Here is a 14,564-nt window from a genome sequence, read left to right as displayed (position 1 = left end):
GATGAGAAGAGGGCGGGAGGCTGCGCACGCGTGGTGGAGCGCTCGCGCCGCCACGGGAAAAATAGCGGATAATTGCGGCTTTCATCCTTAGCCCAGATTTTATCCGAGGACAAGCGCGATGGACTTTAGCATAAAAGGCTGTGATTGGAGCAAAGGCGAGGCCAAGGGGTTCCTGACCGGGAAGTCCGACTGCATCGTGCTCGGCATCTTCGAGGCGCAGACCCTGTCGGGCGCGGCGCTCGACATCGACACGGCCACCAAGGGATTGATCTCGCGCGTGGTGAAGGCCGGCGACATGGACGGCAAGCGCGGCAAGACGCTGTTCCTGCACGAAGTATCGGGCATCGGCGCGTCGCGCGTGCTGCTCGTCGGGCTCGGCAAGCAGGATGCTTTCAATCAGAAAGCCTATAACGACGCGGTCACCGCCGCGTGGCGCGCGCTGTTGGCGACCAAGGTCGTCCAGGTCACGTTCTCGCTCGCGCAACTACCGGTCGACGAGCGCAGCTCCGACTGGGGCGTGCGCGCCGCGATCCTCGCGCTTCGCAACGAGACCTACCGCTTCACGCAGATGAAGAGCAAGCCGGAACCGGCGTCGCACACGCTCAAGCGCGTCGTGTTCAGCGTCGACCCGGCGGACGAGAAGGCCGCGAAGGTTGCGATCAAGCAGGCCGTCGCGCTCGCGAACGGGATGGATCTCACCCGCGATCTCGGCAACCTGCCGGGCAACGTCTGCACGCCGACCTATCTCGGCAACACCGCGAAGAAGATCGCGAAGGATTGGGGCCTGAAGGCCGAAGTCCTCGGGCTCAAGCAGATCCAGGCGCTGAAGATGGGGTCGTTCCTGTCGGTCGCGCGCGCGTCGGTCGAGCCGCCGCAGTTCATCGTGCTGCACTACCAGGGCGCCGCCGCGAAGGCCGCGCCGGTCGTGCTGGTCGGCAAGGGCATCACGTTCGACACGGGCGGCATCTCGCTGAAGCCGGGCGAGGGCATGGACGAGATGAAGTACGACATGTGCGGCGCGGGCTCGGTGCTCGGCACGATCCGCGCGGTCGCCGAGATGGGCCTGAAGATCAACGTCGTCGCGATCGTGCCGACCTGCGAGAACATGCCGGGCGGCAACGCGACGAAGCCGGGCGACATCGTCACCAGCATGAAGGGTCTGACGATCGAGGTGCTGAACACCGACGCCGAAGGCCGCCTGATCCTGTGCGACGCGCTCACGTATGCCGAGCGCTTCAAGCCGGCCGCCGTGATCGACGTCGCGACGCTGACGGGCGCGTGCGTGATCGCGCTCGGCGCCCACAACAGCGGGCTGTTCTCGACGAACGACGCGCTCGCGGGCGAACTGCTCGACGCGTCGCGCGAGGCGAACGACCCGGCATGGCGCATGCCGCTCGACGACGAGTACCAGGAGCAGCTGAAGTCGAATTTCGCGGATCTCGCGAACATCGGCGGGCGTCCGGCCGGCGCGGTGACCGCGGCGTGCTTCCTGTCGCGCTTCACGGAGAGCTATCCGTGGGCCCACCTCGACATCGCGGGCACCGCATGGAAGGGCGGTGCCGCGAAGGGCGCGACGGGCCGTCCGGTGCCGCTGCTCGCGCAGTTCCTGATCGATCGCGCCGGCCAGTGATGGCGGTACCGACGACGCAGCGGGTGCGCGGGCAATGACGCGGATCGATTTCCACTCGAACGTCGGCGATTCGCTCGCGTATGCGTGCCGGCTGCTGCGCAAGGCCTATCAGGCCGGGCAGCCGGTCGTCGTGCTCGCCGAGCCCGCGCGCCTGCGCGCGCTCGACGAGCGGCTCTGGACGTTCTCGCCGCTCGATTTCATCCCGCATTGCGGCGTCGACAGCGAGCACGCAGCCGGCACGCCGATCGTGCTGGCCGCCGATCTCGATCGCGCGCCGCATCACCACGTGCTGCTGAACCTCGGCGCGACCGTGCCCGCGCAGTTCGCCCGCTTCGAGCGCCTGCTCGAAGTGGTCGGCAACGCGCCGGACGAGCTGGCCGCGGGCCGCGACCGCTACCGGTTCTACCGCGACCGCGGCTACGCGCTGAACAATTACAAGCAGGGCGGCTAGCCGCAACCGTCGACGGAGTGTTCCCGTGACAGAAGCCGATTCATCCTCGATCCCGACGCTGACCGACGTGCTGGTGCCGGGCAAGCCGGCGCCGGCTCGCTCGTCCGCATCGGCCGCCGTGTCCGCGTCGGCCGCACCCCTGCCGCACGACAGCGCGGCGATTCCGGTGCTCACCGACGTGATCGTCCCCGGCGCAGGCGCCGCGCCGGCTGCCCCGAAAACCGAAGCCGACCCCGAATCCGTCGTCGTCGAACCCGTGCCGACGCCGCACGTCCCGGCTGTCGAGTTGCAGGGAGACGTGGTGACGCCTGCGGATGCGGGCGAGACCGATGCGCCGGCCGAACCGGGCGCCGCCGGGCACGTGGTTGCCGAAGAGGCGGCGGCGATGACGGCGCCGCTGCGCTCGTCGCTGGTCGATGAGGGGTTGCCGCAGCCCACGTTCGCCGCGATTGCGCGCGAGGCGGCCGTGCACGCGCCCGAGACGGCAGTGCCGGACGCGGGGCCGTCGGGCACCGCACCGCTGCCGGACGCACCCGCCGCGGCCGCGCTCACGCCCGAGGATGCGCAGCACATCGCCGAGCGGCTGCGCCATCGCCTGACGAACTATCTGACCGGGGCGGGGCGCGAGGCCATCGAAGCGCGTTGTCGCGATGCGCTGCATGAACATTCGGCCTGGCTGGTCGGCCAGGTCACGCGCGAAGTCGCGCTCGCACTGGAAACCGAGGTGATGGACTGGGTGCGCGATGCGGTCGATGAAGAAATCGCCCGCCGTCGCGCCGGGCATGCCGGCTGAACGGCCTCGTTCGCGGCGGTGAAAAAGAGGAAAGGGCCCGGTAAGGGCCTGCGAAGCCGGCGGTGAGGCGCCGGTCCGCCGGTCAGGGCGGCCCGCCTGCAACGCCCTGCACGGCATGGGCACGCCGCGCGGGTATCCGCGTCAGCGTACCGACAGCACCCACTGGGCAAGCGTGTGCGCTTCGGCGCTCGTCAGTTGCGTATTGGCGGGCATCGGCACGCTGCCCCATACACCGACGCTGCCTTTCACGATCGATTGCGCCAGATAATCGACGGCGTCGCCGCGCGCCGCGTACTTGCCGGCGATGTCGTTGAACGACGGCCCCATCAGCGGCTTGCCGACGGCATGGCAGGCCATGCAGTTCTTGCGTTGCGCCAGCGCGAGCCCGCCGGCCTGGTCGGCACGGGCCGCCGCCGCGCTGCCGGTCAGCAGCGTGGCGAGCAGCACGCGCAATATCGTCTGTTTCATGCGATTCTCCGCCGGCGGGGACGGCCGGCTTCATGGTTCGCGCATTATAGAAGCAAAGGGGAAGCACGTTTTGCGCGTTCCCCGGCCGCCCCGTTTATCGGGGTCGTATGCGATGCGCGCCCCGTATCAGCCTGTGACCGCCCCCTGGTTCGCCGGCCGGGCAAGCGCCGCGAATTTCGCGAGCACCCCGCGCGTATAGCGCGGCGCCGGCTGTTGCCACGCGGCGCGGCGGCGCGCGAGTTCCGCATCGTCGACGTTCAGTTGCAGCAGCAGCCGGTGCGCGTCGATCGTGATCGAATCGCCTTCCTGCACCAGCGCGATCGTGCCGCCGACGAATGCCTCCGGCGCGACGTGGCCGACCACCATGCCCCAGGTGCCGCCCGAGAAGCGGCCGTCCGTGATGAAGCCGACCGATTCACCGAGCCCCTTGCCGATGATCGCGGAGGTCGGCGCGAGCATTTCCGGCATGCCCGGGCCGCCTTGCGGGCCGAGGTAGCGCAGCACGAGGATGTCGCCCGCGCGGATCCGGTCGCCGAGGATCGCGTCCATCGCGCTCTGCTCGTCGTCGAACACGCGCGCCGGGCCCGTGATCACCGGGTTCTTCAGGCCGGTGATCTTCGCGACCGCGCCGTCTTCCGCGAGATTGCCCTTCAGGATCGCCAGATGGCCTTCCTTGTACAGTGCACGGTCGATCGGGAAGATGACGTCCTGATCCGCGCGCGGCACGGCCGGCACGTCCTTCAGTTCGTCGGCGATCGTGCGGCCGGTGATCGTCATGCAGTCGCCGTGCAGCAGCCCCGCATCGAGCAGGATCTTCAGCACCTGCGGAATCCCGCCGGCCCGGTGCAGGTCGGTCGCGACGTACTGTCCCGACGGCTTCAGGTCGCAGATCACCGGCACGCGCTTGCGGATGCGCTCGAAGTCGTCGATCGTCCAGTCGACCTCGGCCGCGTGCGCGATCGCGAGATAGTGCAGCACCGCATTGGTCGAGCCGCCGGTGGCCATGATCACCGACACCGCGTTCTCGATCGATTGCTTCGTGATGATGTCGCGCGGCTTCAGGTCGCGCTTCACCGCCTCGACCAGCACGCGCGCCGATTCGGCGGCCGAATCGACCTTCTCCTGGTCGGGGTTCGCCATCGTCGACGAATACAGCAGCGACATCCCGAGCGCCTCGAACGACGAGCTCATCGTGTTCGCGGTGTACATGCCGCCGCACGAACCCGACGTCGGGCACGCGTTTTTCTCGACGCCTTCGAAATCCTCCTGCGACATCCGGCCCGCGGTGAATTCGCCGACGGCCTCGAACGCCGACACGATCGTCAGGTCGCGGCCTTTCCAGTTGCCCGGGCGGATCGTGCCGCCGTACACGTAGATGCCCGGCACGTTCAGGCGCGCGAGCGCGATCATGCCGCCCGGCATGTTCTTATCGCAGCCGCCGACCACCACGACGCCGTCCATCCACTGGCCCTGCACGCAGGTTTCGATGCAATCGGCGATCACTTCCCGCGACACGAGCGAGTACTTCATGCCTTCGGTACCCATCGACATGCCGTCCGAAATCGTCGGCGTGCCGAAGATCTGCGGATTCGCGCCGGCCGCCTTCACGGCCTCCACGGCCGCGTCCGACAGCCGCTGCAGGCCGGAATTGCACGGCGTGATCGTCGAATGGCCGTTGGCGATGCCGATCATCGGCTTGTCGAAATCGTCCTTCTGGTAGCCGAGGGCGTAATACATCGAGCGGTTCGGCGAACGGGCCACGCCTTGCGTGATGTGCTTCGAGCGGCGGTTGTACGACATGGGGAGCTCCATCGTTGTTTTGGCGACGCCGGCGCGAACGACGTGCCGGTTCGGATCGGTCAAGAATGGAGTGTCCGGTTTGGGATGTCCAATATATTATTCATAGCCTATTAAGTCGTTTTGCGAATGAGTTGAACATGGCCGAACCCACGCCCGACCTGCGCCAGTGGCGCTATTTCGCGACCGTCGCCGACGAGCGCCATTTCGGCCGCGCGGCCGAGCGCCTGTCGATGACGCAGCCGCCGCTGTCGCAGGCGATCCGCGCGCTCGAGGATGCGCTCGGCGTCGCGCTGTTCGTGCGCACCAAGCGCTCGGTGGCGCTGACGGCGGTCGGCGCGGCGCTGCTGCCGGACGTGCGCCGGCTGCTGGCGTCGGCCGATGCGCTGCCGCCGCTCGCGCGGCGGCTCGCGCGCGGCGAGGCCGGCTCGCTGTCGCTCGCGTTCGTGTCGACCGCCGATTACGGGCTGTTGCCGTCGTTGCTGCGTGCGTTTGGCGCGCGCTATCCGCAGGTGCGGCTGCAGCTCGCGGAAGCGACGAGCGACGTGCAGATCGACGAACTCGTCGCCGGGCGCATCGACGCCGGGCTCGTGATTCCGCCCGTGCCGCCGCGTCATGCGGCCGGGCTGTCGTACCTGCCCGTCGTGCGCGAGCCGCTGGTGGTCGCGATGCCGGCCGGGGCGTCCGACGCGCCCGAGGACGCGCCCGTGCAGCTCGCCGAGGTCGCCGCGTTGCCGCTCGTGATCTTTCCGCGTCGTTTGGCGCCCGGCTTTTATGACATCATTACGGGCTGCTACGGCGCGGCGGGGGAAACCCCGCGCATCGGCCAGGAGGCAATCCAGATGCAGACGATCGTCAGCCTCGTGTCGGCCGGCATGGGCGTCGCACTGGTGCCGCAATCGCTGCGTAACCTGCGGCGCACCGGCGTGGTCTACCGGCCGCTTGCCGGCGTGGCGCCGGTCGTCGAGACGGGCCTCGTGTGGCGCACCGGCGACGTGAGCCCCGTGCTCGCCGGCTTCATCGACGTCGTGCGCGCGCAGGGCCTCGCCACGTGACGTGAACGACGGCGCGCGATCGCCGTCCAATGCGCGGTCCTGCATGTGTGCGACGGCCGCACCGTATTCGAAAACTTCTTCGCTAACCCATGATCATTCACCCGAATTTCGACCCCGTAGCGATCCATCTCGGGCCGCTGGCCGTGCGCTGGTACGGCCTCATGTATCTCGTCGCCTTCATCGCGGCGATCGTCGTCGGCCGGATCCGCCTGAAGCTGCCGCACGTCGCGGCGCAGGGCTGGACCGCGAAGGACATCGACGACATGATGTTCTACGGCGTGCTCGGTACCGTGCTCGGCGGCCGGCTCGGCTATGTGCTGTTCTACAAGGCCGATTTCTACTTCTCGCATCCGCTCGACGTGTTCAAGGTGTGGGAAGGCGGCATGTCGTTTCACGGCGGCTTCCTCGGCGTGACGCTCGCGATGGCGCTGTTCGCGTGGCAGCGCAAGCGACACTGGCTGCAGGTCACCGATTTCGTCGCGCCGATGGTGCCGACGGGGCTCGCGGCCGGGCGGCTCGGCAATTTCATCAACGGCGAACTGTGGGGCCGCGTGACCGATCCGACGGCGCCGTGGGCGATGTTGTTCCCGGGCGCGATGCGCGACGATGCGGCATGGCTGCCGAAACATCCGGAACTCGTCGAGAAGTGGCATCTCGCCGACGTGTTCATGCAATACCAGATGCTGCCGCGCCATCCTTCGCAGCTCTATGAAATCGCGCTCGAAGGTATCGCGCTGTTCTTCGTGCTGTTCCTGTTCGCGCGCAAGCCGCGGCCGATGGGCGCCATATCGGCGCTGTTCCTGATCGGTTACGGCCTCGCACGTTTCACGGTCGAGTTCGCGCGCGAGCCCGACGACTTCCTCGGTCTGCTGGCGCTCGGCTTGTCGATGGGGCAGTGGCTGTCGTTGCCGATGATCGTCGCAGGTATCGCGATGATGGTCTGGGCGTATCGCCGCCGCGCGGCGAACGCGAATGCGGCCGCATGAGGCGGCTGCACGAGGTGGCTGCATGACGCGGTATCGATGCACGCGCGATCGGCGCGAGCATCGATACCGGATGCGGATGAAAAACGCCGGCCCTCGGGCCGGCGTTTTGCGTTTCGGCGACTGCGCGATGCGCGTTACTTCATCTGCACGGAGCCGTTGACGGTGACCGACACGGTGGCCTTGCCGCCTTCGACCGCGATCGGCGCGCTCATCTTCGCGCTGTCCATCGGCGCCGCGGCCATCGCCATCATGCGCGGGTACGGCTGCACGTTGCGGCCGCTGCCGACGTTCACGTCGCGGATCGTGTAGCTGCTGTAGCCGAACGCCTTCGCGGCTTCGTCCGCGCGGGCGCGGAACGACTTGATCGCCTCGGTCGTGAGCTTCTGCTCGGCCGCGCGCTGCGCTTCCGGCGACAGCGAGAACTCGACGTTCGCGACCTGCATCAGGTTCGACAACTGGCCTGCCAGCTTCGACGCCGCGGCGAAATCGCGCGATTCGAGCGCAACCTCGGTGCGGCCGCGCCATGCGGAGATCTTGCCGTCGCGATCGGTGCTCGGATACACGGAGAACGCGCCCGTGTGCGCGGTGACGCCCGATACGCCCTTGGCCTGCGACAGGGCCGCGTCCGCACGCTGGTTCAACTGCGCGGTGAGGCTGCCCGGGTCCTTGGCCTGCTGCTCGTAGAACAGCGTGATGTGGATGATGTCCTGTGGTACGTCGGCGCTCGCCTGCGACGAGAGCGACAACACACCCGCCGGCTCCGGAAAGTGCGGGTTCGCCGTCTGGGCGTGTGCGGCGGGCGACGCGAGCGTCAGCGCGACGGGGACGGCGGCGGCGAGGGCGAGCGACAGCGCGAGTGCGGATTTCTTGGTCATTGTTGGACTCCTTGTGCGAGGGCGCGCACGCGGATCACGCGTGCGCGACGCGGGCGTGCCGCGCGACGAGAAAACGACAGCCGGCCCGATCGGCCGACAGCGGTTGCTTAGGCCGCGCGAACGTGCCGCGAGTTCCGTGACGGCAGGGTGTACTGACCAGATTTGACCTTTGGCGCGCGCCTACTTCATCAACTTTTCGGTGATGAACCGCCATTCGGCACGCGTGACGGGCGTGATCGACAGCCGGTTGCCACGCGCGAGCACGCGCATGTCGGCGAGCTCGTCGTGCTCGCGCAGCGCGGCGAGCGGCACGAGCGGCGATTTCTTCACGAAGCGCACGTCGACGAGCAGCCAGCGTGGCGCTTCCCGCGTCGATTTCGGGTCGTAATAGGGGCTTTTCGGATCGAACTGCGTGGGATCGGGGTAGGGCGTCGACGATACTTCGGCGAGGCCGGCGATGCCTGGCTCGGGGCAGCTCGAGTGATAGAACAGCACGCCGTCACCGATCTTCATCGTGTCGCGCATGAAATTGCGCGCCTGATAGTTGCGCACGCCGGTCCACGGCAGCGAGCGCTGCGGTGCGTTGGCGAGATCGTCGATGCTTGCTTCGTCCGGTTCGGACTTCATCAGCCAGTATTGCATGGTCGTGATCGGCGCAGAAGGGGCATGAGGGCCTGCTTGCATGCGCGCGCCGCATGCAAGCAGGCCCTCAAAAAGGAAACGGCATCGGGAGTTCCCGATGCCGTTGGATAGGCCCCCACCTTGGCCGCTAGGCCGGCATCCTGAACCTGAGGTTCAGAATTGGTCGCAGTTAGCAGCACTTCGGGTACATCAGACAGAGTGACGCGCGCGCCCGTGCTACAAATTTCCGCAACCGTGCACATGGCATTGGTTCAAGGAATATATGACCTTGGCGAACCAGGCAGGGAAGCTGACTGAACTGTGATTCGATGCGCCAATTTGACCACCGTTGACCGCCGAGATCAAGGGGAATCGACACATCGTTTGAAACGTTACTGCGTCTCGTGCTGTGCGAGCACCGCGCCGAGCTGTTCGTTCATCTGGTGCATTGTACGACGGATTTCCTCCGCCGGAAATGCTTCACCGTGCCGCACGCTCGTTTGCAAGCGCAGCAATTCCGAGGCAAGCGACAGCGCCGCCATCACCGCGATGCGATCGGTGCCGCGCACCGAGCTGTTCGAGCGGATTTTCGACATTTCGGCGTCGACGCGCGCGACCGCTTCGAGCAACGCCGCTTCGGTCTCGGCCGAACAGGCGAGCCGATAGGCCTGACCGAGAATCGAGACTTCGATCTGCTTGGTGCTCATGCATGTTCTCCGTGGCTGGCCGCGTCATCGCCATCCGTGCGCGCCTGCGCATCGAGCAGGTCGAGCTGGTTGTCGGCTTGCTCCGCACTCTTCGAGCGCGGCAGCTTTTCGAGAATCGCGTTCAGTTTCACCTGGGCGTCGTCGATCTTCGCCGACAGCGTGTCGCGCTCGGCCGCGAGCGCATTGCGTTCGTCGCGCAGCTGCGCGAGTTCCGCGCGGACCGTATCCGCTTCCGCGCGCAATTGCGCGACCTGCTCCTCGAGCGCGAGCCGTTCCGAGTGATAGCGCTTGTTCAGCGAAATCAGACGGCCAATATTTTGAGACAGGGTTTCGAGTTCGTTGAGCATTTGCTGCGTCCTCTAAAGACCCAGCATTTTAGCGCGGAATACCGCGCAATCCGACATCTGTATCGTTTCCAGTCGTAACACCCCTGCTTCTTGCCGCGAATGGGCGCGTCCCGCGCGGGTCCGGACGCTTCCTTGACGCTCGCGCGACCGGCTCCTAAACTGGCGCCGCCTCGGTGCTCGCGCGCAGGACGCGCGGTTAAACGGGAAGCAGGGTGCGGGCTCCACGAGCGCGCCAACCTGCGCTGCCCCCGCAACGGTAAGCGGCCGCGTCGCGTGACGCAGGCCGGCTCGGGCGCGTTTCGCGTGCAGTTCGCATGCGGGCGCGGGCCACTGCGCGTCATCGCGCGGGAAGGCGAGCCGGACCGCCGCCAGCCCGGATACCGGCCGAGACGGGGAGCCCGCACGGGCTCCATGACGCGCGGCCTGCGGGGAAGCGGGGCGCGCAATGTTTCACGGAACGTTCTTCGATGCCGACCCCAATCGTCCGCCACGCGCCCACGTCGCGCCCGGCCGACTCCCGCAAGCGGATGCGCCGCGCGTCGTGCGTGCGGCCGTGCGCGGCATGAACGCCGCGCGCGCCGCCGCCATCTGGGCCGCGCTGGCCGCCACGGTCGCGCTGCTGTTCGTCGCGTCGCTGTCGATCGGCAGCGTGCCGATGTCGCCGTGGCAGGCGCTCGCGTCGCTCGTGCCGCATGGCGGCGATACCCTCCTTGCCGATATCGTGACGACGCTGCGCCTGCCGCGCGCGCTCGCGGGTTTCGCGTGCGGCGCGCTGCTCGCGCTGGCCGGCGCGTTGTTGCAGGTGCTGCTGCGCAATCCGCTCGCCGAGCCGTACGTGCTGGGCGTGTCCGGCGGCGCGGCCGGCTTCGCGCTCGTCGCGATGATCGCGGGCGGCGCGTGGTGGCTCGTCGACGCATCGGCGTTCGCGGGTTCGCTCGTCTCGGTCGCGCTCGTGCTCGGTCTCGCGAGGCGCGAGGTGTGGCGCGGCGAATCGCGCGATGCATCGCCGCGGCTGCTGCTCACGGGCGTCGTGATCGCGGCGGGGTGGGGCGCGCTCGTCACGCTGTTGCTGTCGCTCGCGCCCGACGCGCGGCTGCGCGGCATCATCTTCTGGCTGACGGGCGACCTGAACGGCGCGACGGCGCCGTGGTTCGCGTGGGGCGCGCTGCTGCTGTGCGCAGGCGTCGCGCTGCCGGCCGCGCCGCAACTGAACGTGCTGCTGCGCGGCGACGCCACCGCGCAAGCGCTCGGCGTACCGGTCGCGCGCCTGCGCGTGCGGATCTATCTCGTCGCGTCGCTGGCCGCCGCGGCCGCCGTGACGACGGCCGGCACGATCGGCTTCGTCGGCCTCGTCGTGCCGCATGCGTTGCGGCTCGCGTTCGGCAACGACCAGCGGATGCTGCTGCCGGCCGCGATGCTCGCGGGCGGCGGCGGCGTAATGGCGGCCGACCTGCTCGCGCGCACCGCGATCGCGCCCGCGCAATTGCCGGTCGGCGTGATGACCGCGTTGATCGGCGTGCCGGTGTTCCTGTGGATGTTGTTGAGGAGACCGATGCGATGACGGGTGCCGCACTGAACGCCGCTGCCGGCGACATGCGCTACACGGCCGTCGACCTGACGCTGAAGGCCGGCGCGCGCACGCTGCTCGACGGCTTCACGCAGGCGTTCCGCCCCGGCGAGATCTGGTGCGTCGCCGGGCCGAACGGCGCCGGCAAGACGACGCTGCTCGCCACGCTCGCGGGATTGCAGCCGCCCGCCGCAGGACACGTCGAGATCGACGGCCGGCCGCTTGCCGCGTGGCGCCCCGAACGACTCGCGCAGCGCCGCGCGCTGATGCCGCAGCAATTACACGATGCGTTCAGCGCGACCGTGTTCGACACGGTGCTGCTCAACCGCTTTCCGTATCTCGGCGGCTGGGGCTGGGAGCGCGACGGCGACCGCGCGGCCGCGCGCGCTGCGCTCGCGACGTTCGACCTCGCCGCGCTCGCGTCGCGCGACGTGATGTCGCTGTCGGGCGGCGAGCGGCAGCGGGTCGCGCTGGCCGCGACGCTGTGCCAGGATGCGCCGCTGATGCTGCTCGACGAACCGCTCGCGCATCTCGACCTGCATCACCAGATCGACTGCCTGACCGCGCTGGCTGCGTGGCTCGCGGCCGGCTCGCGCACGGTGATGTTTTCGTGTCACGACCTGAATCTCGCGCGGCGTTTCGCGACGCATGCGCTGTTGCTCGACGGCCGCGGCCATGCGTGGGCCGGCCTCGTGCACGACGTGCTGACGCCCGAGCGCGCGAGCGACGCGTTCGGCTATCCGCTCGTGCTGATCCGCGAGAACGGCCGCGATGCGCTGCTGCCGGCGTGGCCTGCGCGACCATGACCTTTCCTGTTCCGACTTTTCCGATGCGCGGCGCATGCCGCGCGCACGACACGGCTCCTCGATGACGACTCCGACCCAATTCCCGCCCGCGATCGCGCCGCTCGACGACGCATTGCGCCAGCGCCTGCAGCATGTGATCGACCACAAGACCAAGCCGCCCGGCAGCCTCGGCCAGCTCGAGGCGCTCGCGCTGCAGATCGGCCTGATCCAGCGCTCCGAGCGGCCGGTCGTGCAGCGTCCCGTGACGATCGTGTTCGCGGGCGACCACGGGATCGCGGCCGAAGGCGTTAGTCCTTACCCGCAGGCGGTGACCGCGCAGATGGTCGCGAACTTCCTGGCCGGCGGCGCGGCGATCAATGCATTCTCGGGCGTCGCGCAGAGCACGCTCGAGATCGTCGATGCGGGCGTCGCGTCGCCGCTGCCGCTGTCGGACCGGCTGGTGTCGCTGCCGCTCGCGCGCGGCACGCGCAACTTCGCGGCGGAGCCGGCGATGACGCGTGAAGAAGCGATGACGGCGCTGGCGGCCGGCGCGGCGCGTGTGCGCGTGCACGCATCGCTCGGCACGAACGTGATCGGCTTCGGCGAGATGGGGATCGCGAACACGTCGTCGGCCGCCTGCCTGATGAGCCGCCTGCTCGACGTGCCGATCGACGCATGCGTCGGGCGCGGCACGGGGCTCGACGACCAAGGGCTCGCGCACAAGCGCGCGGTGCTCGGCCGCGCGCTCGTCAAGCACTCGCATGCGATCGCGCCGCTCGACGTGCTCGCGACGTTCGGCGGCTTCGAGATCGCGATGATGACGGGCGCGTATCTCGCGGCCGCGAGCGAGCGGATGACGATCCTCGTCGACGGCTTCATCGCGACCGCCGCGCTGCTCGTCGCCGAGCGCATCGCGCCCGGCGTGCGCGACTACTGCGTGTTCTCGCATACGTCGCACGAGGCCGGCCACCGGCGCATGCTTGAACATTTCGGCGCGAAGCCGCTGCTCGCGCTCGACCTGCGGCTCGGCGAAGGCACGGGCGCCGCGCTCGCGCTGCCGCTGGTGCGCGCGGCGGCCGCGTTCCTCGCCGAGATGGCGAGCTTCGAATCGGCCGGCGTCGACAATCGTGACGCCTGAGCGCGCGCGCGGCTTGCGGGCCGAACTGCGCTACTTCTTCGTCGCGCTCGGCTATTTCACGCGCGTGCCCGTGCCGCGCTCGATCGGCTACGCGGCCGGCGATCTCGATCAGGCCGCGCGTTATTTCCCGCTCGTCGGCGCCTGCGTCGGCGCATGGGGCGCGCTCGTCTATCTCGTTGCACTGCGGGCGCTGCCGGCATCGATCGCGGTCGGGCTGTCGATGGCCGCGACGCTGCTCGCGACCGGCGCATTCCACGAAGACGGCCTCGCCGACAGTTGCGATGCGTTCGGCGGCGGCTACACGCGCGACGACGTGCTGCGCATCATGCACGATTCGCGGATCGGCACGTTCGGCGCGGTCGCGCTCGTGATCGCGCTCGGGCTGAAATGGCAGGCGCTCGCGTCGATGCTGCCGCTGCGCGCCGCATGGACGATGATCGCCGCGCATGCGGCGAGCCGCGCGATGGCCGTGAGCCTGCTGACGACGCTCGACTACGTGCGGCCAGAAGGCAAGGCGAAGCCGGTCGCGCAACGGATGGGCGCACGCGCGGCGTGCGTCGCGGCGGTGTTCGGATTGCCGTGGCTGTTCTGGCCGGACTGGCGCATGGGCGTTGCCGCATGCGTGGCGCTCGTGCTGGTGCGCGCGTGGCTGGCCCGCTATTTCGTGAAGCGGATCGGCGGCTATACGGGCGACTGTCTCGGCTTCGCGCAGCAACTGGGCGAACTGGCGATCTATCTCGTGGTGCTCGGATGGACGTCGTCCTGATCCGTCATCCGGCCGTGGACATCGAGCCCGGCGTTTGTTACGGGCGCAGCGACGTGCCGCTCGCCGAATCGGCTGATGATGGCGCACGGGCCGTGCGCGCGCATCTGGCGGAACTGGGGGTGCCGTCGCCGGAACAGGTGTGGACGAGCCCGCTGACGCGCTGCGCATCGGTGGCCGAACGGCTCGCGCGGGTGTTCGACGCGCCGCTGCGGCGCGATGGCGATTGGCAGGAAATGGATTTCGGCGCGTGGGAAATGCGGCGCTGGGACGATATCGACCGTGCGGCGCTCGATGCGTGGGCGGCCGACCTGATGCATGCCTGCGCGCACGGCGGAGAAAGCGTCGCGCGATTCGCCGCGCGGGTTGCACGGCAGGCGGATGCGCTTGCTGCGTTCGACGGGCCGCAATGGATCGTCACGCACGCGGGCGTGATCCGCGCATTCGCGTCGCATGTGCTGCGCATACCGCTCGATACGTTGCTCTCGCGGCCGGTGCCGACGGGCGGAGTTGTGTGGCTGCGCATGGAGGATGCCGCGCGAACGTGGGAAGTCGTGCACTGGGACGCATAGGCGCACTTG

General features: G+C 68.7%; 16 protein-coding genes, 1 other RNA gene and 1 riboswitch. Of the genes, 10 read left to right on the top strand and 7 right to left on the bottom strand.

The window, feature by feature from the left end; translation table 11 throughout:
- The first annotated feature begins 118 nt into the window (after positions 1 to 118).
- Genes CFB52_RS12835 through CFB52_RS12825 form a run of 3 tightly spaced genes read left to right on the top strand, consistent with a single transcriptional unit; the run spans position 119 to position 2,874 of the window.
- A complete protein-coding gene (locus tag CFB52_RS12835; RefSeq protein ID WP_060010213.1) occupies positions 119 to 1,630 on the top strand; it encodes a leucyl aminopeptidase in 1,512 nt (503 codons plus the stop codon).
- Positions 1,631 to 1,664: 34 nt separating this feature from the next.
- Positions 1,665 to 2,081: a DNA polymerase III subunit chi gene (locus CFB52_RS12830; RefSeq protein WP_006484796.1), complete on the top strand. Its 417-nt coding sequence runs from the start codon at positions 1,665 to 1,667 to the stop codon at positions 2,079 to 2,081.
- Positions 2,082 to 2,106: 25 nt separating this feature from the next.
- Positions 2,107 to 2,874, top strand: coding sequence for a DUF2486 family protein (locus tag CFB52_RS12825; RefSeq protein WP_099316727.1), 768 nt, complete (start codon positions 2,107 to 2,109; stop codon positions 2,872 to 2,874).
- Positions 2,875 to 3,015: 141 nt separating this feature from the next.
- On the opposite strand, the gene CFB52_RS12820 is transcribed toward CFB52_RS12825, so the two are convergent.
- Both CFB52_RS12820 and ilvD read right to left on the bottom strand, forming a co-directional pair.
- Positions 3,016 to 3,342, bottom strand: coding sequence for a c-type cytochrome (locus CFB52_RS12820; RefSeq protein ID WP_099316726.1), 327 nt, complete (start codon positions 3,340 to 3,342; stop codon positions 3,016 to 3,018).
- Positions 3,343 to 3,468: 126 nt separating this feature from the next.
- Positions 3,469 to 5,142, bottom strand: coding sequence for a dihydroxy-acid dehydratase (gene ilvD, locus CFB52_RS12815; RefSeq protein ID WP_099316725.1), 1,674 nt, complete (start codon positions 5,140 to 5,142; stop codon positions 3,469 to 3,471).
- Positions 5,143 to 5,279: 137 nt separating this feature from the next.
- On the opposite strand from ilvD, the gene CFB52_RS12810 reads away from it, so the two are divergent.
- Entirely contained in the window at positions 5,280 to 6,194 is a 915-nt protein-coding gene (locus tag CFB52_RS12810; protein ID WP_059646287.1) for a LysR substrate-binding domain-containing protein, read from the top strand.
- Between the two features lie 89 nt (positions 6,195 to 6,283).
- Entirely contained in the window at positions 6,284 to 7,180 is an 897-nt protein-coding gene (lgt, locus tag CFB52_RS12805; RefSeq protein WP_059576743.1) for a prolipoprotein diacylglyceryl transferase, read from the top strand.
- 134 nt (positions 7,181 to 7,314) lie between these two features.
- Here lgt and CFB52_RS12800 read toward each other — a convergent pair whose 3' ends face one another.
- The 5 genes from CFB52_RS12800 to CFB52_RS12780 form a co-directional block, all read right to left on the bottom strand.
- The gene (locus tag CFB52_RS12800; protein ID WP_059576741.1) at positions 7,315 to 8,055 is read right to left on the bottom strand and encodes an SIMPL domain-containing protein; all 741 of its coding nucleotides are present in this window, start codon (positions 8,053 to 8,055) and stop codon (positions 7,315 to 7,317) included.
- A 180-nt stretch (positions 8,056 to 8,235) separates the two neighbouring features.
- Positions 8,236 to 8,697: an EVE domain-containing protein gene (locus CFB52_RS12795; RefSeq protein ID WP_059576737.1), complete on the bottom strand. Its 462-nt coding sequence runs from the start codon at positions 8,695 to 8,697 to the stop codon at positions 8,236 to 8,238.
- Positions 8,698 to 8,805: 108 nt separating this feature from the next.
- A non-coding RNA gene (ssrS, locus tag CFB52_RS12790) (6S RNA) lies at positions 8,806 to 8,987 on the bottom strand.
- A gap of 81 nt (positions 8,988 to 9,068) precedes the next feature.
- Complete coding sequence (locus CFB52_RS12785) at positions 9,069 to 9,383, bottom strand: cell division protein ZapA (protein WP_011352906.1); 315 nt, start codon at positions 9,381 to 9,383, stop codon at positions 9,069 to 9,071.
- Complete coding sequence (locus tag CFB52_RS12780) at positions 9,380 to 9,730, bottom strand: ATPase (protein WP_006478092.1); 351 nt, start codon at positions 9,728 to 9,730, stop codon at positions 9,380 to 9,382. The genes CFB52_RS12785 and CFB52_RS12780 overlap by 4 nt, the downstream gene beginning before the upstream one ends.
- Positions 9,731 to 9,884: 154 nt before the next feature.
- Positions 9,885 to 10,134, top strand: a riboswitch (cobalamin riboswitch).
- A gap of 41 nt (positions 10,135 to 10,175) precedes the next feature.
- Between CFB52_RS12780 and CFB52_RS12775 the strand changes: the two genes are divergently transcribed.
- From CFB52_RS12775 to cobC, 5 genes are all read left to right on the top strand, one after another.
- Positions 10,176 to 11,291 (top strand): iron ABC transporter permease, encoded by a 1,116-nt coding sequence (locus tag CFB52_RS12775; protein WP_099316724.1) that lies wholly within the window; start codon positions 10,176 to 10,178, stop codon positions 11,289 to 11,291.
- The gene (locus CFB52_RS12770) at positions 11,288 to 12,103 is read left to right on the top strand and encodes an ABC transporter ATP-binding protein (RefSeq protein ID WP_099316723.1); all 816 of its coding nucleotides are present in this window, start codon (positions 11,288 to 11,290) and stop codon (positions 12,101 to 12,103) included. The genes CFB52_RS12775 and CFB52_RS12770 overlap by 4 nt, the downstream gene beginning before the upstream one ends.
- Positions 12,104 to 12,164: 61 nt before the next feature.
- The gene (gene cobT / locus CFB52_RS12765) at positions 12,165 to 13,220 is read left to right on the top strand and encodes a nicotinate-nucleotide--dimethylbenzimidazole phosphoribosyltransferase (protein ID WP_099316950.1); all 1,056 of its coding nucleotides are present in this window, start codon (positions 12,165 to 12,167) and stop codon (positions 13,218 to 13,220) included.
- A complete protein-coding gene (locus CFB52_RS12760; protein ID WP_060010224.1) occupies positions 13,210 to 13,986 on the top strand; it encodes an adenosylcobinamide-GDP ribazoletransferase in 777 nt (258 codons plus the stop codon). The genes cobT and CFB52_RS12760 overlap by 11 nt, the downstream gene beginning before the upstream one ends.
- Entirely contained in the window at positions 13,971 to 14,555 is a 585-nt protein-coding gene (cobC, locus tag CFB52_RS12755; protein WP_060010228.1) for an alpha-ribazole phosphatase, read from the top strand. The genes CFB52_RS12760 and cobC overlap by 16 nt, the downstream gene beginning before the upstream one ends.
- Positions 14,556 to 14,564 lie beyond the last annotated feature (9 nt).

Origin of the sequence: Burkholderia sp. AU18528 (assembly GCF_002223215.2) — a bacterium.
Classification (GTDB): domain Bacteria; phylum Pseudomonadota; class Gammaproteobacteria; order Burkholderiales; family Burkholderiaceae; genus Burkholderia; species Burkholderia semiarida.
This window is presented reverse-complemented; position numbering and strand designations above follow the sequence as displayed.